The organism is Emticicia sp., assembly GCF_043780375.1.
GTDB lineage: Bacteria > Bacteroidota > Bacteroidia > Cytophagales > Spirosomataceae > Emticicia.
On sequence record NZ_JAYWCU010000033.1, the window covers coordinates 1 to 21,590 of the forward strand.

Sequence of the window (21,590 nt, forward strand, 5' to 3'; positions counted from 1 at the left end):
CAAGAAATCGAATATTCATTCACAGCCAACATCAAGTAAAGAGTATAAACTAAGTTCAAGCCCAAAGAATAAAGATAAAAATGGATTTAGAACATTGAAATTGGATGAAGTAAATTTGGTTTCGTCTTATTATAACCAAGATGGTAATCGTTCGGCTGTTACGGGTGGAATTGGCACAGAAAAGCTGATTGACTTTGCCAATTCATTAGATGTAAAATTTTCTTTTTTGGACAAAAAAGCACGCAAACACTCAATTATTGGTGAAGCCGCCATTGATTATTACTCATCGGCGTCGTCAGATAAAATAGACCCTCGCTCTGTTTCTTCTGCATCAATGACTGATATTCATTTTTATCCAACACTTGCATGGAGTATGAAAAATGATAAAAAGCGAATTTCAGTTGGCTCAAGTTTATCATATTCAACCGAATGGGATTATCAATCTTATGGCGGAAATCTGAGTTTTTCAAAATCATCGAAAGATAATAATACTGAACTCAGCTTAAAAATAGGAGCTTTTTTTGATACATGGTCAGTGATTTTGCCTTATGAACTTCGACCTGATGGTTATGGTTCGGGAGCAGAAGGCGATAATAATATTGCCCACAAAAGACGAAATTCTTATAATGCTTCGATTGGCGTTTCACAAGTAATTAATAAACGTTTGCAGTTGATGGCGGTTATCGAACCATCTTACCAAGAAGGGCTTTTGAGCACACCTTTTCACCGAGTATATTTTAGCAATGGAACATTGAAAGTAGAGAAATTGCCTGGCACTCGTTCTAAATTACCTATAGGACTTCGTGTTAGCTATTTCATGGGCGACCATTTTATTATACGAAGTTTTTACCGCTATTATCAAGACAATTGGGGCATGACCGCTCATACAGTGAGCGTAGAAGTACCCATAAAAATAACGTCATTTGTTTCAATAACCCCACATTATCGCTTTAATAGTCAGTCTGGAGTGAAGTATTTTGCTCCAATTAATAGCCATAAAATCGCTGAAACGTTTTATACTTCAGATTTCGACATTTCAGGTTTTAGCAGTGCATTTTGGGGAACTGGTATCAGAATTGCCCCACCTGATGGCGTTTTAGGAATCAAGAACTGGAATACTGCCGAACTTCGCTACGGACATTACAGTCGAAGCAATGGTATGGTAGCCAACACTATTACGCTGAGTGCGAAGTTTAAGTAAAAAAGACAATATTTAAGCCAACTATCAATAGAAATAGTTGGCTTGATACTTAAAACATTTCCAATTCTTTCGGTTTATTTTTTTTAAATCAACGCTTAAACCTTCCAAACTTCCTTAAATACATTTATAAACGCCTTCATCTCGTCCATTGTTCCAATACTAACTCTCCCCCATTTTTTGCCGTTTAATTCTTTAAAGTCATCACGAAGAAGGATTTTTTTGTCAGCCATATCTTTTGCAAATGTTCCGTTGTAGTTATCTATCGGAAACATTACAAAATTGGCTTGCGAAGATACCGCTCCTATGCCCAAATCGTTGAGGGTTTTACATGTATAGTCGGCGGCTTCTCGGTTTTTTTTGAGATACATTGCTAAAAACTCCTTGTCGTCGAGTGCAGCAATGGCGGCATTCATCGAAATTCTTGACACACCCATAGAGCCTGAGGCTTGGTATTTTGCCATATCTTTTATTGTATCAGCATGACCAATTATGTAACCAACCCGTAACCCTGCAAAACCATAAACCTTTGAAAATGTGCGACTTATCAATACATTTTTGTTTGTTTTTACCATATCAGAAACCGACTGGTTCAGAAATTCAAAATAGGCTTCATCCACCATCACCATTGTTTTCTGGCTTACTTCCTCAACAAAATTTCTAAGAACTTTGGCTTCCAAAATTGTACCCGTTGGATTGTTCGGATTGCATAAATAAACCAATTTTGTGTCGGCCTTTATCTTACTTTTCATGGCTTCCAAATCAATGATTTTATCGCCCGTTATTGGCACATTGATGAGTTCCATGCCTAGATTTTTGCAATTATTGGGTAAAGTAGCAAAAGTCGGATAAGGACATATAACACTACCCCCATTGCGTGAAACATAAATGCTGGTAAGTCCCAAAACTTCGATTGAACCTGCAGTAATTAAAAAATTATTAGGATTAAGTGTTTCTCTTTCAGCCAATTTTTGATAAAGGTTGCCTGTAACTGTAGAAACAAGGTAGCGATTGCCATCAGATAATGTTTCTTTCAAGGCTTTAAGTGCCAGTGGAGAAATGCCATAAGGATTTTCGTTTTTATCCAAATGAATCATGCCATCGTCTGACGCACGAATTTTGTCAGAAAAAGCAAAAGAAGAGGCCGAAGCTGAAACTCCAGCAAGCGTTAAACCACTAATTTTTAACCAATCACGACGTTCCATAGCTTATGATTTAAAGTGAAAATCAAAGTTATGTTTTTTTTGTATTATTTATTGTAATAATTAAATATTTACATGGTAAAATTTATTGATTGAATCAGCTTACCTGTTTTTTCTCAATAAAATCTTTGAAAGCTTTGCGATAAGTGTCGCTGATTGGAAGGAAGTTTTTGCCGATTTGGACTTTTTCTTTGTCAATTGCATCAATGGCGTCGAATGCAATAATAAAAGAATTATGAATTCTAATAAACTGATGATGCGGTTCGCCGCCCGCAGGTAATTGTATTTCTAAACTTTTCATAGTTTGAAGGGTAACTACCTTTCTCTCTTTGGTATGAATACTCACATAGTCTTTCAATCCTTCGATGAATAAGATTTCATTCAAACGAATTTTCACCAACTTTGTACCATCTTTTACAAAAATAAAAGCCTGACTTCCCTCTGAGCTTACAGTAATTTCTTGCACGATTTTTTCTTGTACAACAGGCTGCGAGGCTGTGAGGCGTATCATTGCTTTTTCGACTGCTTTTAAGAACCTCTCTAAGCTGATAGGCTTCAATAAATAATCAAAAACTTCCAATTCGTAGCCTTCCAAAGCATATTCTGAGTAGGCAGTGGTGAGAATTACCAAAGGTTTTTTTTGAAGGATTTTGAGTAAGGTAATTCCAGTAATTTCGGGCATTTGAATATCCGAAAACAAAATATCAACCGTATTTTCTCGCAAGAAATCTAATGCCGCCAACGAACTCGAAAATGATTTGACTAATGTTAATTGTGGTACTTTCTTGACATAAGCCTCCATTAAACTACGAGCCAATGGCTCATCTTCGATGATGATACAAGTAAACATTTCTTTATATATTTTGTCTGCTCACCCTCGCCTTTTTCAAGCGAAAAGATTTAAAAATAAGTTCTTTTCCTGAAAAAGAGAGGAATTCAGGATGAGGTGAATTAATTCAAATTTAATTTCAATACAATTTTATAATCGCTCTCATCTTCATTTACTATCAAATTATAGTTATTTGGATAACTCAAATCTAATCTTCGATTGACATTTTGTAAACCAATACCCGATTTCTCGTTGGTATTTTCCATGTTTTTAGGTAGTTTACTATTTTCTACGCAATAAGTGCAACTCTTTCCTTCAATATCAATCAAAATGTTTACATAAGCATTGGTCGAATTATTGCTTACGCCGTGTTTGAAAGCATTTTCGAGAAAAGTAATAAATATCAATGGTACAATCTGAACTTCGTTTGGATTGCCTATTATCTCAAAATTAATAGGTACTTGGTTATCCAAACGTAGCTTTTCCAGGCTGATATAATTTTTCATGTACTCAATTTCTTTGCTCAATGAAACCTTAAGATGGTTAGAATCATAGAGCATATATCGCATCATTTGCGAGAGCTTTTCGATTACCTCCGTTGTGTTCGGAGAGTTAATCATGGCAAGATAATATAAATTATTGAGTGTGTTGAACAAAAAATGTGGATTTATTTGTGCTTTCAAAAAACGCAATTCAGCGGTGAGTCTTTCGTTTTCTAATTCTTTTTTCTTCGATTCAAGGTCAAACCAATCTTGTGCGAACTTAAGCATTCCTACAAAAATTGCTATAAAGAACATGATCATTGTATGCTGAACAAAGAATTTGGTAGAATAAAGAAAATGTTTTGCTTCTCCGAGCTCTAAATAAATATATCTTTTTAAATATATATGAAGTGTAACCGTGATAGCAAAGGGGATAAAAAACTCTAATAAATACCGTCCAATATTTTTGTGTTTTAAAAATCGAGGTAACCAGTAAAAATAGTTGAGATAGCTTATAAATGCCGTGATAAATATTTGGGTGGTCGCATCTAAAAAAGCTCGTGTGTAGTCAGTCTCTTCGCTGCGTCGAGAGAATGTAACTTGATAGAAAAAGAACGAATAATATAAGCACCAAAAAGAAAAGTGCAACAAAAATATCCTATTACGCTGAATGAAAGCTTGCATATTTGACTATGATTAAACTGAGTTTATCAGATTGAACTGATTAATATACCTTCAAATTATTGATACTTTCTAATTAAGAAAAAACATAATTATTTATCAAAGTTTGCTTAAAAACACCTTTAAAAGCAAATATTTCTGTCCGATTTACTCATTTTTTAGCCTTTTTTCTACCAATTGGCATTTTTGACCGATAAATTGTCTTATGTATTCTACACTTCGGAATTGTCGAGTTATTGACCTAATTGTCGAGCTGCAAAGCCAGATTGTCTATTTATAAAATGTATGTCGAAATATAGCTTTTGATTTGTATCATAATTCAAACACAAAGAGTTTTTTAACGTTAAGACATTCAAACAATTTAAAAATATTACAATTTAAAAATATTACAATGAAAAAGTTAACATTAATATTCAGCCTTATAATACTCGCCGCAAGTGTGGCAACAGCACAGTTCCCAGGCGGTGGGTCTGGTGGCATGGGTGGTGGTCGTCAAAGTGGCGATGGCAACGGCAGAGCCCAAACTCCTGCTCAAGCTCCAACACTAAATCTTGATGGAAACGCTCCAAAAGGAAATTCAAAAATATTTGGTTTTGTTGTTGACCAAACTATCTCAACAGCAGTTGAGTTTGCCAACGTTGCTTTATACAACAAAACAACCAAAAAAGTTGTTGACGGAACCGTTGCCGATGAAAAAGGCAAGTTTTCGATGAATAGAGTTGCTGCTGGCGAATATGATTTAGTAATTACCTTTATTGGTTTTACTGATAAAACAATTGAAGTAAAAGTAGAAAAAGGAAAAGATAACGATTTGGGCGTAATTAAATTAGCTCAAAGTGTAAAACTATTAGATGAAGTAACAGTAACTGCCGAAAAATCTATGATTGAAGAAAAAGTAGATAGATTGGTTTATAATGCTGAAAAAGATTTTACTTCAAGAGGTGGTGATGCCGCAGATGTGCTTCGCAAAGTGCCAATGCTATCGGTTGATTTAGATGGAAACGTAACACTTCGTGGTACTTCAAACATAAGAGTTTTGATTAACAATAAGCCTTCTACAATCGTAGCGAGCAGTATTGCCGATGCCTTGAAAATGATTCCTGCTGATTTGATAAAAACGGTTGAGGTTATCACTTCACCATCAGCCAAATATGATGCTGAAGGCTCAGGTGGTATCATTAATATTATCTTGAAGAAATCTACTTTGCAAGGTTTAACACTAAATCTTGATTCGGGTATAGGCCTTCGTGGTTCTAATTTAAGTTTGAATGGAAATTATCGTCAAGGCAAATTAGGTGTAACTCTCGGTGGATTTGGGCGTGCATTCTATAACAAATCTTATATAACATTAGACCAAAGTACATTAAGAGGTGGAAACACGATTTTGACTAACCAAACAGCCAATGCTTTTGTTAATGGTTTATTTGGTCGCTATAACTTAGGTTTTGATTATGATTTAGCTAAAAATCAATCGCTTACAGCCTCTGTTGCTTTCGGTACTCGTAACTTTACACGCTCACAAGATTATACAATCAATCAGTTTACCAACCGTATCTTAAACTCAACTTCTTTTAGAGATGTTACCAGCGAAGATTTGTCTAACTCGGTTGATATTAATCTTGACTACATTCGTACTTTCAAACCTTCAGAAGAATGGTCAGTTTCAGCTCAATTTAGCCAAAACAAATTGACTAATAATTTTGATGCTGATCTTTTAAATAATTCACAAGAATTATTGAGTCGTCAGAAAAACCTCAATACTAATTTTAACAACGAAATTACTTTACAGACCGATTATCAGACTCCAATCAAAACTAATCAAATGTTTGAAGTTGGCTTAAAAACTGTCATTCGTCAAGTAAATAGCGACTTTGAATATCGTGTAGCTGGTGCAACTGGCTCATTTGCCTCTGATGCAAGAAACCCAGCAGGTTTACTTAATTATAGCCAAAATATTGCCGCAGGATATGTATCATACACTTATTCTACCAAAAATAAGATTACTTTTAAAGTTGGAACTCGCTATGAATACACAACTATTGATGCAAATGACCAAAACAAAGCAATTGTGATTCCTGCTTACGGAAATTTAGTGCCAAGTGTTAATATTTCTAAGCCTATTGGCAAAACTTCGACCTTGAAATTGGCATACAACAACCGTATTCAACGCCCAGGTTTGCAACAATTAAATCCAAATTATAATGCTGCCAACCCACAAAGCATTTCAATCGGTAATCCAAGTTTGAAACCTGAAATCTCGAATAATGTAGAGTTAAGTTTAAGCACTAATATCAAGAAAACATACTTAAATATGTCGGTGTTTAGCCGTCAAACCAATAACTCGATTACTCGTATCACTATGCCGTCCGATACTTTGCCAGGAGCTGTTATTACAACTTTCCAAAATATCGGTAAAGAACAAACCATTGGTACCAACCTTTTCGGTAACTTCTTTATCACTCCAAAATGGACAATTAATGGTGGAATTGATGTGTATTACAATTATTTAGAAGGACAACAAGTGAGTTTAAATGGTATTTCTTCTACCATTAGTAATGATGGAATCGTGATTAGTGGACGTTTACAATCGCAAGTTTCACTTAAAAATGGTTGGGCAGTACAAGCTTTCGGAGGATTCAGAGAAAAACGTGTACAATTGCAAGGAACACAAGGTGGACAGGGAATGTATTCGTTGGGTGTAAGAAAAGAATTCAAAAACAAAAAAGGAAGCCTTGGTTTAGCTGCCGATAATTTCTTTGGCGGAATGGTAATGAGAACAACCCTAACCTCACCACAATTCAACCAAGTAAGTGTCAATAATATTTATAATCAAAATATTAAATTGACATTCAGCTATAAAATTGGTAAAATGAAATTTACTGAAACCAAAAAATCTAAAGTAAAAAACGATGACGTGAAGTCAGGTGGAGAAAACAATTAAGAAGTTTATAAATTGTAAGATTAGGTTTAAAATGGCTTGTGGCTTTGCTACAAGCTACTTTTTCAAACTTTCAGTGTCAGAAATAAGGAATGTTTTTCTTTTTTATCGTAATTTTAAAAAACCAACCTTTTAACTTTAAATTTTATGAATCAAGAAATTATTAATCTCTTTGATGAATATACTCACAAACCGCTCAGTCGGAATGAGTTTATGAAACGTTTGACTAAACTCGCAGGAGGAACAGCCGCTGCCATTGCAATATTACCTTTGTTAGAAGTAAATTATGCTCATGCAGCTACAATTTCAGAAAATGACGATGACCTAATCACCGAAGACATCACTTACGAAGGAGATGGCTCAACGATGAAAGGATATTTTGCCAAATCTAAAGCAGCAACAGGAAAATTAGGAGCAGTTATTGTAATTCACGAAAACCGAGGTTTAAATCCTCATATCAAAGATGTAACTCGCAGAGTAGCAAAAGCTGGTTATTTGGCATTGGGTATAGACGCTTTATCGCCCTTTGGAGGCACACCAGCCAATGAAGACGAAGCAAGAGCATTATTTGCAAAAATAGAAGCCCCAAAAAACATCAATAATTTTCTGAAAGGCTTCGATTATTTGCGTTCACGTGCCGATAGCAATGGAAAAACCGCTTGCGTAGGTTTTTGTTGGGGTGGTGGATTAGCCAATCAATTGGCGGTAAATTCGCCAGATTTGAAAGCCGCTGTAGCATTTTATGGTCGTCAGGCTGATGCTGTCGATGTTCCAAAAATCAAAGCTTCATTACAATTACATTATGGTGGCTTAGACGAGCGAGTAAATGCAGGAATTCCTGCTTACGAAACTGCTCTTAAAGAAGCCGGAAAAAAGTACGAAATTTTCGTCTATGATGGTGCAAATCATGCTTTTAATAACGATACAGCACCCACTCGCTACAATGCAGAGGCTGCAAAATTAGCTTGGGAGCGGACACTCCGTTTGTTTAAAGAGACTTTGTAAAATCATATTAGTGAGCAATTTAACGATGATAGGTCTAATGATGTTATTATTGTTTCGCTAATCCATAAAGTCTATCAATTTTATTCGTTAATAGATTGTTAATAAACCTTATTCAGTTTGTCAGTACATTATATGTTATTACATTTGTTGAAGTATTAGTCTAAATTATTCATATAGTATTAACCAAAAAATCAATTACAATGAAAAAAATTACCGTTCTCGGCTTTGCTTTATTAGTATCAGCAGCATCTTATGCTCAATCATGGAAGCTTGACAAAGCTCACGCTAAAATGACTTTTACAGTAACTCACTTGTTGATGTCAGAAGTTGATGGCGTTTTCAAAAATTTTGACGCAAACATTACCTCTTCAAAAGAAGATTTTTCTGATGCAACTTTTGACCTGTCTGCTGACATGAAGCAAGTTACAACAAACAATGACATGAGAGATGGTCATTTACAAAAAGCTGATATGTTTGATACAGAAAAGTTTCCAGGAATGACTTTCAAAAGTACTTCAATTACGCCAGCAGGAGCAAAAAAATATAAATTAGCAGGAGTTTTGACTTTGAAAGGTGTTTCAAAACCAGTTATTTTAGACTTAACTTTGATTGGTACAGGTACAAACCGTCAAGGTAAAAAATTGGTTGGATTCAAAGCATCTGGTATCGTTAATCGTACAGATTTTGGTGTAGGAGCAATGCCTTCAGCAGTTGTGAGCGAAGAAGTAGAACTAAGAGCAAGTGGTGAGTTCTCATTGAACTAACACTATTAGTCGATAATATTACAAAAAAGCATTTTGAAAGATAAAACTTTTGAAATGCTTTTTTATTTAAACCCTATTTTATTCTACCTCTAATAAAGTATCTTCTTTTTTATGATTTCGCTCATATTTTGCTCCAATACACTTCAATAGCTTTGTCGTAATATATACAAAATAAAAATTATGACTTCTATAAATGACCTGATTGATAATTCAAAAATGCTTCAACTAATTACTGAAAGATTAGACCATATTCCTAAAAACGAAGCAATCAATCAATTGGAAATGAACCATGAATTAATAGAGTTAATCTTAAACTTGTACAACGACGATGAAGATTTTAGTTTTGAGAAAATGCAAAAGTTTTCGGTGGATGATATTTTGAGTTATTTGCAGGTAACTCATCAATATTATTTGAATAAAAAATTGCCAGAGATTGAACAATCATTGTTGCATATTTTTAGTAAATACGGTCAGAGTCATCAGCTTTTGGCAAGTTTGGCCTTTTTTTTCAATGCTTATAAAAACAAATTGATTGACCATATCAGAATGGAGGAAAATCAACTATTTCCTTATATAAAGGAAATGATTATAGCATCAAAAATGAAGTCAAAATGTATTGAAAATTTAGAAATAAATCCTTGTTTTTCGATAGAAAAATTTATTTCAAGTCACTCCCCTATTGAAGATGAATTAAAAGAGGTTAGCCAAATTATCAAGCAATATTCAGGAAACGAAGCTATCCCATTACCATACAAAATATTTTTAAATCAGGTAGACCTTTTTGAACTTGAACTACGCAAACACGCCATTATTGAAGACCAAGTATTGGTGCCAATGGTGATAGAATTAGAAAAAAAACTAAGAATACCTTTGAGTAATTAAAGCCAATATTAGTCCTAAAATAAATATATTAATTCCTCATTTTTATCGTTTTTATATTACTCTTCGTACTTACAAATATACTTTTTTAAGGCATTTTTGTATCAATAAACAGCTAATTATCAATATTTTACAAAACTATCGACCATCCTCTATTGACCATTGATTACTTAATGGTATATTTGTAGATAATAATGCTTTGATAATCCTATTTAATTTAAAGAAAAATTGCAATTTAACGAACTTAACCTTCATGACGATGTCCTAAACGGAGTGGATGCCATGAATTATTTACAAACTACGCCAATTCAGGAGCAAGCCATTCCGATAATTCTTCAAGGAAAAGATTTGATTGCTTCTGCCCAAACTGGTACTGGAAAAACAGCAGCTTATCTTATTCCTTTGCTCGACCAAATTAGCCGTGAGCAAAGCAATCAAACTTCAGCATTGGTTTTAGTACCTACCCGTGAGCTTGCCAAACAAATTGACGAACAAATTGAAGGCTTTAGCTATTTTATCAACGCAACGAGCATTGCCATTTATGGCGGAGGAAAAGGCGAAGATTGGGACCAACAACGAAAAGCTCTTGTTAAAGGTGCCGACATTATCATTGCTACGCCAGGACGTTTAATGGCTCACATGAACTCTGGAGAAGTAAATTTTAAACATATTAAGTGCTTGGTATTAGATGAAGCCGATAAAATGCTCGACATGGGTTTTTCGGACGATATTCTATTTGTAATAAAGCATTTGCCTGTAAAGCGTCAAAATTTGATGTTTTCGGCAACAATGCCTAAGAAAATAAGAGATTTTGCTAACAAAATACTCAATAATCCCGAAGAAATTAGATTGGCTGTTTCGAAACCAGCCGTAGGAATTGACCAACAATTTTACTTAGCATCCGACGAGCAGAAATTGCCTTTGTTGATACATTTAATGAAAAATACCGAAGCTCAATCGGTCATTATATTCTCCTCACAAAAAATGATGATTGAGCGAATTGTGAGGGCTTTGATACGAGCAAAATTTCAAGCCAAAGGGATTTCGTCAGATAATACACAAGAAGAGCGTGAAGAATATTTGAGGGGATTTAAAAACAAGCAATTCAAGATTTTGGTAGCAACAGATGTGCTTTCAAGAGGAATTGACATAAATAACCTAAATTTGGTGATTAACTTCGATGTGCCACGAGATGCCGAAGATTACATTCACCGCATTGGTCGCACAGCACGTGCCGAAACTACGGGTACTGCTTTTACTTTCATCAACGAAAAAGACCAATACCGCATTGCAAGCATCGAAAAATTGCTTGAAAGAGAAGTAGAAAAACAAAATATTACCGAAAGTTTAGGACTTGGCAAAGCTCCTGAGTATAAAAGTTCTTCTCTTCCAAGAAAACCATTTAGAAAACCTGATAACGGTGGTAAAAAGAAAACTTTTAATAAGAAACGTCCAGCAAATATGAGTAGTGTTCCCAAAAGTTGAGGGTTTTGATTTAAGATAATTATCTACCAAGCGGAAATCGTACACCCTTATACACAAAAACATAGTTTAAATTTTCTTTTCGGTGGCTGAGCAAAGTTGAAGCCACCGAAATTCATTTCCCAAAATTTCTTGCACAACCACGATTTAGTGCCTTTCACCGAAAATCATTTTCACTTTTTAACTACTTTTTAATCTCAAATTAAAGCTACGTTCATCTCGTTGCCTCATCTTTGCCCATTGTAAAGTATGGAATCTTAACCGTTTTTCGTTTAAGTAATACCGAATAACTATTTTATTTGATAAATGAATAATGATATGAAAATATTGATAGTAGAAGATGAGCCAAAATTAGCTGAATTTGTAAAAAAAGGCTTAGAAGAAAATGCTTGTAGTGTGGACGTAGCTTACGATGGACAAATTGGTAAAAACATGGCACTCAGCAACCCCTATGATGTATTGGTATTAGACGTAAATTTACCAAAAATCAATGGGTTTGACTTAGCTCAACAACTACGAGCCGAACAAATGAGTACTCCTATTTTAATGCTAACAGCTATGGGAAGTATTAACGATAAATTGGTCGGTTTTGAGGCTGGAGCAGACGATTATTTAGTTAAACCCTTCGAGTTTAGAGAGTTATTAGCTCGTTTAAGAGCCTTGCAACGACGGTCTAATGATTTGATGCCGCAGCAAAATATTTTAAAAATTGCTGATTTAGAGTTAGATTTGAACGAAAAAGTGGCTCGCCGTGGTGGACATAGCATCGAACTAACAGCCCGAGAATTTGCCTTGCTTGAATACTTAATTAGAAATCGTGGACGAGTAGTTTCTCGTGTTGATATTGCCGAAAAAGTTTGGGATATCCATTTCGATACTGGCACTAATACAATTGATGTTTATATCAATTTTTTACGCAAAAAAATTGACAAAGATTTTTCTAACAAACTGATTCATACTGTAGTCGGTATGGGTTATATTCTGAAAGAAGAGTAAGTTTTGATATTGACGATTTTTGATTTAAGATATAAGAAGTGACACGCTCAAAAATTGATAATATTACGACGAATTACTTATAATTTTAAAATCCTCTTCTCTTTAGAAACATGAAAATAGTAGATAGACAACCTCTTCGGGCATCCCTTATTGTGTCTATACTCTTTGGTATATTTTCAGTTGTTATCTATAATTTTTATGCGGATTTTCGCCAAAAAGAATTCCTGAAAATTCTGAGGCAAAACGCCATTTCGCATGAAAGGCTACTCGCCGATACTGCTACATTTTCACCCCAAGTACTAAAACATATTGAAGAAAAATCGAAAACTCAAATGACTGATGAGATTTCGGCTATTTATGATACTACTGGAAAGGCAATTTATGGTTCTTTCACTGAACCTTCTTTAGATAAAAAATTAGTAAAAAGAGTACTAATAAATAAAAGTATAGCCATCGAAAATGGTTATTATGACAAAATCGTATTCCTTTATGAGATACCAGAAACGAATCAAAAAGTAATTTTGATGGCAACAGCGTTAGACGATTTTGGCTACGCTAAACAAGACAGATTAAGAGATTTATTGTTAGTTGGTACTTTGGTTGCCATCATAGTTCTGGTAGTTGTGATGCGTATTTTTGTTAAAAGAGATGTAAAGCCTATCGGACAGATTGCCGACCGAATGGAACAAATTACTGCTCATGAACTAAATCAACGCCTTCCGCAAGCAGCACTTACAGACGAAGTTGGACAAATGGCCCGTACTTTCAATGACCTTCTCGACCGTTTGGAATTTGCATATTCACAACAACGAAATTTTGTGTCTTATGTAACCCATGAGCTACGTACTCCGCTTACTATAATGCAAGGACAAACAGAAGTAACTTTGATGAAAGATAGAAGTGAAATTGAGTATAAAAATGCTTTAGAGTCTATAAAAGGGGAAGTTCAAGACATGATCAAGTTGGTCAATGAGCTTTTGGAGTTGGTAAGAGCAAACGCCGATGCACATTTAATTGATTTACAACCCATCAGAGTTGATGACCTACTTTGGCAAGCTCGTGGGCAATTATTACAAAAAAAACCACAATATACGATTGAAGTAGGTTTTGACGAATTTCCTGATTCGGAAGAAATAACGGTTAATGGCAATGCTGCTTTGCTCAAAATGGCATTTATGAATCTGATGGAAAACGCTTGTAAATATAGCAACGAACCGTATGTAAGTGTGTTTATCCATACCCGAAAAAAAGAAGTAGAAATTAGGTTTGTTGATAATGGTTTTGGCATTTCGGACAAAGATTTAGAGCATATTTTCGAGCCTTTTTATCGCTCATTGACTACCAAAGAGGTTTCAGGACACGGCATTGGTCTACCACTTACAAAACGTATTATTGAGATTCATCTCGGAAAAATCTCAATCGAATCGCAAGCAGAGCAGGGTACAAACGTGATGCTTGTTTTACCAACTGCATAAGCCATTGGTTTAAAAATCACCATAATTGACTTGTAAACAAGGCAAACCAAGGTCTAAACGCCATAAATCAACTACTTGGTTTCGGTCATCTAATACAAACTTTACAAAATATTGTCCTTTTACATAACCCTCAAAAAGCTCTTTTTTCACAATTGAATCTTTTCTGACATCTCCCGTTGCACGCATATACAAAGCATCATAATCGATTTTGTTATAGGTCAGCCAATTGATGGTTGGTCGTCGAGCATTTTCCTCTCTTCCCGATATCAAAATAATTTTTGTACCCAAAGCTGCATAAGTTTTTATGATTTCGGCAATCGGTTCATTCAATAAATCAGTTTCACAACGCTGCCCATCAAAGGGACTTCGGTCATGAATAATTGCTAAAGTTCCATCTAAATCGCATAAAATGGCAGGTGGCAAAGTATCATCTTGTTCTTGATAATGTGGGCCACGTTCATCTTTCAAAATGTGTTGTTTATACATTCGCACAATGACATCCCGACCAACTCTTTTCTCACGAATTTCATCACGAGCCAAAGCTTCAACGAGTGAAGTTTCCATGTCATTAAACTCAATTTTCACTTGCTGACCAGTATCCATATTATATTTTTGCACCACTTGGTGGATACGCTCAACTGGTCGGTCTGACAAATTTGTATCATCAATCACCACGTGTTTCCCTTCTTTTAGGGCTTCTATTAGCATCAAATCTCGCACCCGTTCCACAAATTTTTCATTCGAAACTGTATGTTGAGAGTTATCAAGCATGGCACGCAACTCATCTTTATTGAGCCTTTTCCACATTCCTTTGTTTTCATCGACGAGTTTTCGGGCAAAAGTTGATTTACCGCTTGCTGGTAAGCCTTTTAATATTAGTACTGTTAGCCCCTCCTGTCCCGATGAGAGAGTTATTATTGTTTTTCCCATTTTTGTTTCTTTTTACACCTATTGAAAGTTTGGATGCATGTCATTAATATTCGGGTACAACTAAACTTTGAATTGGAAAAAGAAATCATGGATTTTGGCGAGTTGATGAAGGTTTTTTACCAGAAAGACTCAAAAAATACATTTATTATTGCATGAGAAAGGCGACGGAAGGCTATCTGATTAAGTACTAATTAAATGTATAAAAGTTATCGTAAAACAATATATTTGGCGAGTATATCCTCAATATATATAAAATATTTGGTGAATACACTCGCTAAAATTTATAAAATCAATTCAACTTCACCGCCCAAGCACGCTCAAAAACATCACCTGCCGCAAGAACATTAATTCCTTCTTTTTCGGTCAATTCTTGCGTATGATTCACTGAATCAGCAATACCACACCAGGGCTCAATGCACACAAAGTCAGCATTTTTGGCTGCCCAAACTCCTAAAAATGGAAATCCTGCAAAATCAAATTTGAGTGAATGCTTACTTTTATCTGATTTCAAAGTTACGTTTGTTGATTGTAGCTCTTTGAAAACCAAAGCATCTTGTTGGAATAATTCTTTAGTAAGTAAGATTCGATTGGTTTCTATTTCAACCGCTTCTTCATCAATAATTTTTGCTTCAAATAATGGTTCGGGAGCTTCCAAAACAAGTCCCTGATCACTTAATCCCCAACGTTGAAAATTCTCTTCATGCTCAAATTCTAAGTAAAAGTCTTCATAAGTCAAATCTTTTTGAAACGGAACAGCAAAAGCAGGATGCCCACCAAGGGAGAAATACATATCGTTTTCTCCCAGATTTGTTACATGATAAGTTACGCTCAATAGATTGGCATATAACTCATAAACCAGACGAAACTCAAAATCAAAAGGATAAACTTTCAAAGTATTTTCATCAGAACGAAGCAGAAAACTAATTCCGTCGTCCCAATGGTCTTCTACTTCAAAAATATGATCACGGGCAAAACCATGTCGAGGCAAATTATAGACTTTTCCTTCAAAAACATAAATATTTTCCTTCAAACCACCCACAATTGGAAATAATACGGGAGAAGACTTTGCCCAAAAATTTGGGTCGGCACTCCACATATATTCAATTTGGCTATCTTTATGAAATAAACTTGTCAGCTCCGCCCCTTTCAGGTTTATCGAAACGCCTAAATACTCATTCTCTATTGTAAACATTTTTTCTTGAATCTATCAAAATTTATAATTCACTTACTCGCTGATTTACTCATAATATTTCTTACGAAAGTCATTTTTCTCAGAAATATTTTTGACTTTCGCAAGAAGACTATTGATTTTCAACCAAACAATTCACTAAAAATTTCTTCCAACTTACTCGCCGAGAAAATCTCGATTTTATATTGTTTGGTGTCTAAGCCTTTGAGGTTATATTTTGATATATATATTTTTTTGAAACCCAATTTCTCTGCCTCCGAAATACGGTTATCAATGCGATTTACAGCCCGAACTTCCCCACCAAGACCCACCTCGGCAGCAAAACAACACGAACTCGGCACACTAATGTCTTCATAAGATGAAATAATAGACACACAAATCGCCAAATCAATGGCCGGGTCTTCTACTTTCAATCCACCTGCAATATTCAAAAATACATCTTGTGTTCCAAGTCTAAATCCCCCTCTTTTTTCCAAAACTGCCAATAGCATTTGAGTTCGTCGACTGTCAAAACCATTGCTCGTTCGTTGCGGAGTACCATAAGTTGCCACACTAACGAGCGACTGGATTTCAATTAAAAGTGGACGATTTCCTTCGAGCATGGCAGCAATGGTAATGCCACTTAAATCTTCTTCTCGTTGAGAAATCAAAATTTCAGAAGGATTGCTCACTTGCCGAAGTCCGCTGCTTTGCATTTCATAAATACCTAATTCTGAAGTACTTCCGAAGCGATTTTTGGTAGTGCGTAAAATTCTATAAGTCATGTGTCGGTCGCCTTCAAACTGCAAAACTGTATCAACCATGTGTTCCAAAACTTTTGGTCCAGCCAAACCTCCATCTTTGGTAATATGCCCAATCATAAAGACCGGAATATCAGATTCTTTCGAGAATTTCATCAATTCGGCGGCACATTCTTTTACCTGTGATATACTGCCTGCACCAGACTCAATTAAAGGTGAAACCAAGGTTTGAATCGAATCAATAATTACAATATCAGGTTCGATGAGTTCAATTTGGCGAAAAACATTGTCAGTCGAAGTTTCATTCAATATATAGCATTTATCATTGACATAATTCATCCGCTCAGCACGCATTTTTATTTGCTGCTCACTTTCTTCGCCCGAAACGTACAAAATTGTATAATCTTTCAAACTCAAAGCAATTTGAAGCATTAAAGTTGACTTTCCTATACCCGGTTCTCCACCAATCAAAACCAATGAACCAGGCACAATTCCTCCGCCCAAAACTCGGTTTAGTTCATCATCTTCGGTTACGATTCTGTAACGCTCCTGAGTTGTAATTTCGGTAAGCGTTTTGGGTTTATTTGCACCTTTGGGCACGCCCGATGAAGTAAATTTCCAATTCCCTTTTTCGGGTTCATCTTTGGTTAGCACTTCTTCCACCATTGTATTCCACTCGCCACAAGAAGTGCATCGACCGAGGTATTTTGGTGAACTAAAACCACAACTTTGGCAGAAATATGCCGTTTTTACTTTTGCCATTTACGCTATTTAATTTATTGTCGATTGCTGTATTTACGCTTCAAATACTTATCAAAACTAAGGGGATAAGTTAGAAACATTTTCTACAATTTTTGTTAATCTCGTGTTAATAAAATACGAATTTGCGAATAATATACGTTATTTCCTCGAAGCAGCTTAAGATTAAAATGATTTTAATAATTTAACGTCTTTAGTTTTATCTGATTTATTAAATATTTATGTTTTCTTTATGACTAAATATCTATTTCTTTCTAAGTTTACTACACATTTAACAAAAATCGACATGAAAAAAATCACAATCCTTAGCCTTTTTGTTTTTATTTGCTTGGCTTCAAATACTTATGCTCAAAAAGGGTTTCAATTAGGTATAAAAGGAGGGGTTACTTTTAACCAAATTACTACAGATGGAGGCTCGCTTGGCAAAAATATAAATCAAAGTTATGATACTAAAACTGGCTATGTTGTAGGGGTCTGGGGACGATTTGGGAACAAAATATTCTTACAACCCGAACTTCTTTTGGCTCAAAAAGGTGGTACAATTGATATTCAGAATGTTGGAAAAGTAAAATTTTCGTACAGCAATCTTGATATACCCGTTTTAGTGGGTTTTCGTGTACTAAAAATATTTAGAGTAAATGCAGGCCCTGTTGCTACTTTTAAACTTTCGGAAGACCAAAAATTAACTGATGCACTAAAAGGGCTTACAACATCTGATGAAGCTATCAAAAATGCTTCTTTTGGCTACCAATTGGGTGTTGGCGTAAAACTTTTGGGCATTAATCTTGATTTGAGAAAAGTAGGTAGTTTGTCTGAAATTTCGGCATTAAACGTGAATAGTAATCAATTTAAAGATAAAGGGTGGCAGTTTACTATTGGTTTTAAGATTATTTAATTAGATTGAGTTGATACTGAAATGCTGCTCAGACGTTAAATAGTTTATAGCTATTTAAACAGAAAAATCTCTCCATTTGAGAGATTTTTCTGTTTGTGGTTAATACATTTATTCAAAAAACTTCTACATTTGTCAAAATCACAAGTAAAATTTCTTTTGAAATGACCCTACGAGAACTTTTTCAGCATATAGGTGAGAATCCCAATTTTTTACTTTTTTACTTTTTAGTTATTCCAGTAGCAGCAGTTATTGCAGGAATTTTAGGAAAAGGAGAAGGACATCTTCCTCCTTGGAAATATTTATATGCTACATTAATATATTTGGTAAGTGTGCCTGGAATTTTTGCTGTAGCACTGAATGCGTATTTCTTTCTCTTTCAAAGAGGCGATGTGATGCAGACTGATGTATATTTGCAGATTTTACCCATTATCATAATGGTAGTAACTATTTTCTTGATTCGTCGAAATGTTGATTTAGCTCAAATTCCAGGCTTTGATAAAATTTCTGGACTTTGGTTTATGCTTTTTGCTACAATGTTTCTGATGTGGTTACTCGAAAAAATTCGTATTGTAGTATTCTCTTATTTACCTTTCCAATATTTACTTGGCATTTTTGCTATACTGTTTGCTCTAATTTATTTGGGTTGGAGAAAATTTGCTAAATAATATTTATTCGATGATTTGGCTATTTTTTTAGTCAGTTTGTTCTACATAATAGCCCAGAAAAGTACTTAAAGAATATTAATTTAAAAAATCTTTAAGTAGTTTCTTCATATAAATTCAGCACTCTCAAACTCTTTCTTGGCACAACTCAATTAAAACACCATTTGTGCCTTTAGGGTGAAGAAAACACACTAATTTATTGTCCGCACCTTGCTTTGGTTCTTTATTAAGTAACACAAAACCCTCTTCTTCGAGTCGTTGCATTTCTAACAAAATATTATCAACTTCAAATGCAATGTGATGAATTCCTTCTCCTCTTTTCTCAATAAATTTTGCAATGGCACTATCAGGACTAGTGGCTTCTAAAAGCTCTACTTTTGTGCTATTTATCTTAAAAAAGGAAGTTGTAACCCCTTCACTTTCAACACTTTCTGATTTATACGGAGCTACGTTAAATAGCTTCGTAAATAAATTATTAGAAGCTAAAATATCTTTGACAGCAATACCGATATGTTCGACATTTGTAAGCATAGTTGTGATTTATTGATATTTTTTTACAAATTTTTCTTTTTCAATTCTTCCACTGCGTGATTAGTTGCACGGGCTGTGAGAGCCATAAATGTGAGTGACGGATTTTGATTACCAACCGATGTCATACAAGCACCATCGGTTACAAAAACATTTTTGCAAAAATGTAACTGATTCCATTCATTTAGCAACGATGTTTTGGGGTCTTTTCCCATTCTTACACCCCCCATTTCGTGAATATCTAAGCCTGGAGCTTGCTTACTATCAAACATATTGATGTTTTTGCAACCCGATTTTTCGAGCATTTCGGCAGCTTGTACATGAAAATCTTTAATCATTTTGATATCGTTTTCGTCATAATCTACCGACATAATTAATTGCGGAACGCCCCAAGCATCTACTTTATCTTTGCTTAAACGTACGTGATTTTCTTTTTTTGGCATTGTTTCACCTTGCATTTGAATATAAACGCCCCATTGGTCGCTGGGTTCGGTTAGGCTTTCTTTCCAATCTGAACCAAAACCTTCCTTACCATAGCCTTCTTGCCAAGAACCTCGTCCAGCAGAGAAAGCCACCATATATCCTCGCTGAAAATCGGTTTCTTGCTTATAAACATTACGAAACGAAGGCATAAATGCCGAAGTTGGTCGGCGACCGTAATAATATTGGTCGGCATAACCTTCAAAAGTTGCACCACCTTGCCCACGATATAAATGAAATGCTAAATAATGACCCATCAAATCATTATCATTTCCGATACCATTAGGAAAACGATTTGAAGTAGAATTTAATAGAATAAGATTGGTATTGAGGGCGGCAGCATTGACAAAAATGATTTTTGCTTTGTATTCAATAACTTCTTTAGAATCGGTGTCGATAACTCTTACGCCCGATGCTTTTTGAGATTTTTCGTCATAAATTATAGAATGAACAACTGAATTTGGTCGAATGGTTAGATTTCCAGTTTTAGCTGCCCAAGGCAAAGTTGAAGAATTTGAGCTAAAATATCCACCGTAGGGACAGCCACGCTCGCATAAACTTCGGGCTTGACATTGCCCACGCCCTTGCTGAATATGAATATCATTTGGTTTAGTCAAATGGGCACAACGTCCGATAATCACTTGGCGGTTTTGATAGTTTTTCTTAACACTTTCTTTAATATGTTTTTCTACACAATTCAATTCCCAAGCTGGCAAAAAATCACCATCAGGTAAATTTTTTATACCATCTTTATTACCCGAAATTCCCGCAAAACGTTCAACGTGCGTGTACCACGGAGCAATATCTTTGTATCGAATAGGCCAATCAACCGCAAAACCATCACGGGCAGGAGCTTCAAATTCGTATTGGCTCCAACGCTGCGTTTGTCTTGCCCAAAGTAAAGACTTCCCTCCTACTTGATAGCCACGAATCCAATCAAAAGGCTTTTCTTGAATATAAGGATGTTGATCGTCTTTTACAAAAAAATGCTTGGTTGCATCCGAATAAGCATAGCAACGATTAACAATTGGGTTTTTCTCAACTTCAGCAGGAATATCTTTCAAACGATGGTCAAACTCCCACACCCCTTTCATGGCAGTTGGATAATCTTTTTGGTGTTCTACCATTTTTCCACGCTCCAAAACCAATGTTTTTAGTCCTTTTTCGCATAATTCTTTGGCAGCCCAGCCACCACTTATGCCCGAACCAATCACAATAGCATCGTAGGTAATTTGCTTATCAGCATCAATATTGAAATTCATAGTTTTGTTGGGTTGAAGAAGACAAATATAGGAGTAAATGTAATAAAAATTTCATTTTAGAATATACAAATAATAAAGCTGTTCCAGAGGTTTATTTCCAAATAATTAATGGAGTCGAATCAATCAACACCAATGTCCATCCAGCTTTGTAATCTGGATGATTCTAATTGCTAATTTGTAGTCGACTTAACTAAATTAGTCCAACATTTCTATT

At 35.1% G+C, this 21,590-nt stretch carries 18 protein-coding genes; 10 read left to right on the plus strand and 8 right to left on the minus strand.

Annotated features, from left to right (window positions below; genetic code table 11):
* The first annotated feature begins 13 nt into the window (after window positions 1-13).
* Window positions 14-1,201 (plus strand): DUF3570 domain-containing protein, encoded by a 1,188-nt coding sequence (locus ACH2CJ_RS02635; RefSeq protein ID WP_394990550.1) that lies wholly within the window; start codon window positions 14-16, stop codon window positions 1,199-1,201.
* A gap of 95 nt (window positions 1,202-1,296) precedes the next feature.
* Here ACH2CJ_RS02635 and ACH2CJ_RS02640 read toward each other — a convergent pair whose 3' ends face one another.
* The 3 genes from ACH2CJ_RS02640 to ACH2CJ_RS02650 form a co-directional block, all read right to left on the minus strand.
* Complete coding sequence (locus ACH2CJ_RS02640) at window positions 1,297-2,403, minus strand: pyridoxal phosphate-dependent aminotransferase (RefSeq protein ID WP_394990529.1); 1,107 nt, start codon at window positions 2,401-2,403, stop codon at window positions 1,297-1,299.
* A 94-nt stretch (window positions 2,404-2,497) separates the two neighbouring features.
* Window positions 2,498-3,250 carry a LytR/AlgR family response regulator transcription factor gene (locus tag ACH2CJ_RS02645; protein ID WP_394990530.1) on the minus strand — a complete coding sequence of 251 codons (753 nt, stop codon included), beginning with the start codon at window positions 3,248-3,250 and terminating at the stop codon, window positions 2,498-2,500.
* A gap of 101 nt (window positions 3,251-3,351) precedes the next feature.
* Window positions 3,352-4,026, minus strand: coding sequence for a sensor histidine kinase (locus ACH2CJ_RS02650; protein ID WP_394990531.1), 675 nt, complete (start codon window positions 4,024-4,026; stop codon window positions 3,352-3,354).
* A gap of 757 nt (window positions 4,027-4,783) precedes the next feature.
* Here ACH2CJ_RS02650 and ACH2CJ_RS02655 point away from each other — a divergent pair.
* The 7 genes from ACH2CJ_RS02655 to ACH2CJ_RS02685 all read left to right on the plus strand — a co-directional run bounded on the left by ACH2CJ_RS02655 (window position 4,784) and on the right by ACH2CJ_RS02685 (window position 13,931).
* Entirely contained in the window at window positions 4,784-7,333 is a 2,550-nt protein-coding gene (locus tag ACH2CJ_RS02655) for a TonB-dependent receptor domain-containing protein (protein ID WP_394990532.1), read from the plus strand.
* Between the two features lie 144 nt (window positions 7,334-7,477).
* A complete protein-coding gene (locus ACH2CJ_RS02660) occupies window positions 7,478-8,335 on the plus strand; it encodes a dienelactone hydrolase family protein (protein WP_394990533.1) in 858 nt (285 codons plus the stop codon).
* A 200-nt stretch (window positions 8,336-8,535) separates the two neighbouring features.
* Complete coding sequence (locus ACH2CJ_RS02665) at window positions 8,536-9,099, plus strand: YceI family protein (protein WP_394990534.1); 564 nt, start codon at window positions 8,536-8,538, stop codon at window positions 9,097-9,099.
* A 180-nt stretch (window positions 9,100-9,279) separates the two neighbouring features.
* Complete coding sequence (locus tag ACH2CJ_RS02670) at window positions 9,280-9,981, plus strand: hemerythrin (protein WP_394990535.1); 702 nt, start codon at window positions 9,280-9,282, stop codon at window positions 9,979-9,981.
* Between the two features lie 225 nt (window positions 9,982-10,206).
* Window positions 10,207-11,463: a DEAD/DEAH box helicase gene (locus tag ACH2CJ_RS02675; RefSeq protein ID WP_394990536.1), complete on the plus strand. Its 1,257-nt coding sequence runs from the start codon at window positions 10,207-10,209 to the stop codon at window positions 11,461-11,463.
* A gap of 315 nt (window positions 11,464-11,778) precedes the next feature.
* Window positions 11,779-12,456, plus strand: a complete 678-nt coding sequence (locus tag ACH2CJ_RS02680; RefSeq protein WP_394990537.1) for a response regulator transcription factor — start codon at window positions 11,779-11,781, stop codon at window positions 12,454-12,456.
* 110 nt (window positions 12,457-12,566) lie between these two features.
* On the plus strand, window positions 12,567-13,931 hold the full coding sequence (locus ACH2CJ_RS02685; RefSeq protein WP_394990538.1) for a sensor histidine kinase: 1,365 nt from the start codon (window positions 12,567-12,569) through the stop codon (window positions 13,929-13,931).
* A 9-nt stretch (window positions 13,932-13,940) separates the two neighbouring features.
* Here ACH2CJ_RS02685 and ACH2CJ_RS02690 read toward each other — a convergent pair whose 3' ends face one another.
* From ACH2CJ_RS02690 to radA, 3 genes are all read right to left on the minus strand, one after another.
* Window positions 13,941-14,861 (minus strand): AAA family ATPase, encoded by a 921-nt coding sequence (locus ACH2CJ_RS02690; RefSeq protein WP_394990539.1) that lies wholly within the window; start codon window positions 14,859-14,861, stop codon window positions 13,941-13,943.
* 289 nt (window positions 14,862-15,150) lie between these two features.
* Window positions 15,151-16,053: an aldose 1-epimerase family protein gene (locus tag ACH2CJ_RS02695; RefSeq protein WP_394990540.1), complete on the minus strand. Its 903-nt coding sequence runs from the start codon at window positions 16,051-16,053 to the stop codon at window positions 15,151-15,153.
* 119 nt (window positions 16,054-16,172) lie between these two features.
* On the minus strand, window positions 16,173-17,552 hold the full coding sequence (gene radA, locus ACH2CJ_RS02700) for a DNA repair protein RadA (protein ID WP_394990541.1): 1,380 nt from the start codon (window positions 17,550-17,552) through the stop codon (window positions 16,173-16,175).
* Between the two features lie 283 nt (window positions 17,553-17,835).
* Between radA and ACH2CJ_RS02705 the strand changes: the two genes are divergently transcribed.
* Entirely contained in the window at window positions 17,836-18,444 is a 609-nt protein-coding gene (locus ACH2CJ_RS02705) for a porin family protein (protein ID WP_394990542.1), read from the plus strand.
* A 161-nt stretch (window positions 18,445-18,605) separates the two neighbouring features.
* Complete coding sequence (locus tag ACH2CJ_RS02710; protein ID WP_394990543.1) at window positions 18,606-19,109, plus strand: hypothetical protein; 504 nt, start codon at window positions 18,606-18,608, stop codon at window positions 19,107-19,109.
* Window positions 19,110-19,232: 123 nt separating this feature from the next.
* Here the strand turns inward: ACH2CJ_RS02710 and mce are convergent, their stop codons facing one another.
* Together mce and ACH2CJ_RS02720 are read right to left on the minus strand one after the other, a co-directional pair.
* Window positions 19,233-19,637: a methylmalonyl-CoA epimerase gene (gene mce / locus ACH2CJ_RS02715; protein WP_394990544.1), complete on the minus strand. Its 405-nt coding sequence runs from the start codon at window positions 19,635-19,637 to the stop codon at window positions 19,233-19,235.
* Window positions 19,638-19,660: 23 nt separating this feature from the next.
* Complete coding sequence (locus tag ACH2CJ_RS02720; RefSeq protein WP_394990545.1) at window positions 19,661-21,376, minus strand: GMC oxidoreductase; 1,716 nt, start codon at window positions 21,374-21,376, stop codon at window positions 19,661-19,663.
* Window positions 21,377-21,590 lie beyond the last annotated feature (214 nt).

Coding starts and splice junctions, on each gene's coding strand:
- radA (WP_394990541.1), bottom strand. CDS start 17,552: ATGGCAAAAGTAAAAACGGCATATTTCTGCCAAAGTTGTGGTTTTAGT.
- ACH2CJ_RS02665 (WP_394990534.1), top strand. CDS start 8,536: ATGAAAAAAATTACCGTTCTCGGCTTTGCTTTATTAGTATCAGCAGCA.
- ACH2CJ_RS02690 (WP_394990539.1), bottom strand. CDS start 14,861: ATGGGAAAAACAATAATAACTCTCTCATCGGGACAGGAGGGGCTAACA.
- ACH2CJ_RS02680 (WP_394990537.1), top strand. CDS start 11,779: ATGAAAATATTGATAGTAGAAGATGAGCCAAAATTAGCTGAATTTGTA.
- ACH2CJ_RS02705 (WP_394990542.1), top strand. CDS start 17,836: ATGAAAAAAATCACAATCCTTAGCCTTTTTGTTTTTATTTGCTTGGCT.
- ACH2CJ_RS02640 (WP_394990529.1), bottom strand. CDS start 2,403: ATGGAACGTCGTGATTGGTTAAAAATTAGTGGTTTAACGCTTGCTGGA.
- ACH2CJ_RS02655 (WP_394990532.1), top strand. CDS start 4,784: ATGAAAAAGTTAACATTAATATTCAGCCTTATAATACTCGCCGCAAGT.
- ACH2CJ_RS02670 (WP_394990535.1), top strand. CDS start 9,280: ATGACTTCTATAAATGACCTGATTGATAATTCAAAAATGCTTCAACTA.
- ACH2CJ_RS02710 (WP_394990543.1), top strand. CDS start 18,606: ATGACCCTACGAGAACTTTTTCAGCATATAGGTGAGAATCCCAATTTT.
- ACH2CJ_RS02695 (WP_394990540.1), bottom strand. CDS start 16,053: ATGTTTACAATAGAGAATGAGTATTTAGGCGTTTCGATAAACCTGAAA.
- ACH2CJ_RS02660 (WP_394990533.1), top strand. CDS start 7,478: ATGAATCAAGAAATTATTAATCTCTTTGATGAATATACTCACAAACCG.
- ACH2CJ_RS02645 (WP_394990530.1), bottom strand. CDS start 3,250: ATGTTTACTTGTATCATCATCGAAGATGAGCCATTGGCTCGTAGTTTA.
- ACH2CJ_RS02685 (WP_394990538.1), top strand. CDS start 12,567: ATGAAAATAGTAGATAGACAACCTCTTCGGGCATCCCTTATTGTGTCT.
- ACH2CJ_RS02650 (WP_394990531.1), bottom strand. CDS start 4,026: ATGTTCTTTATAGCAATTTTTGTAGGAATGCTTAAGTTCGCACAAGAT.
- mce (WP_394990544.1), bottom strand. CDS start 19,637: ATGCTTACAAATGTCGAACATATCGGTATTGCTGTCAAAGATATTTTA.
- ACH2CJ_RS02720 (WP_394990545.1), bottom strand. CDS start 21,376: ATGAATTTCAATATTGATGCTGATAAGCAAATTACCTACGATGCTATT.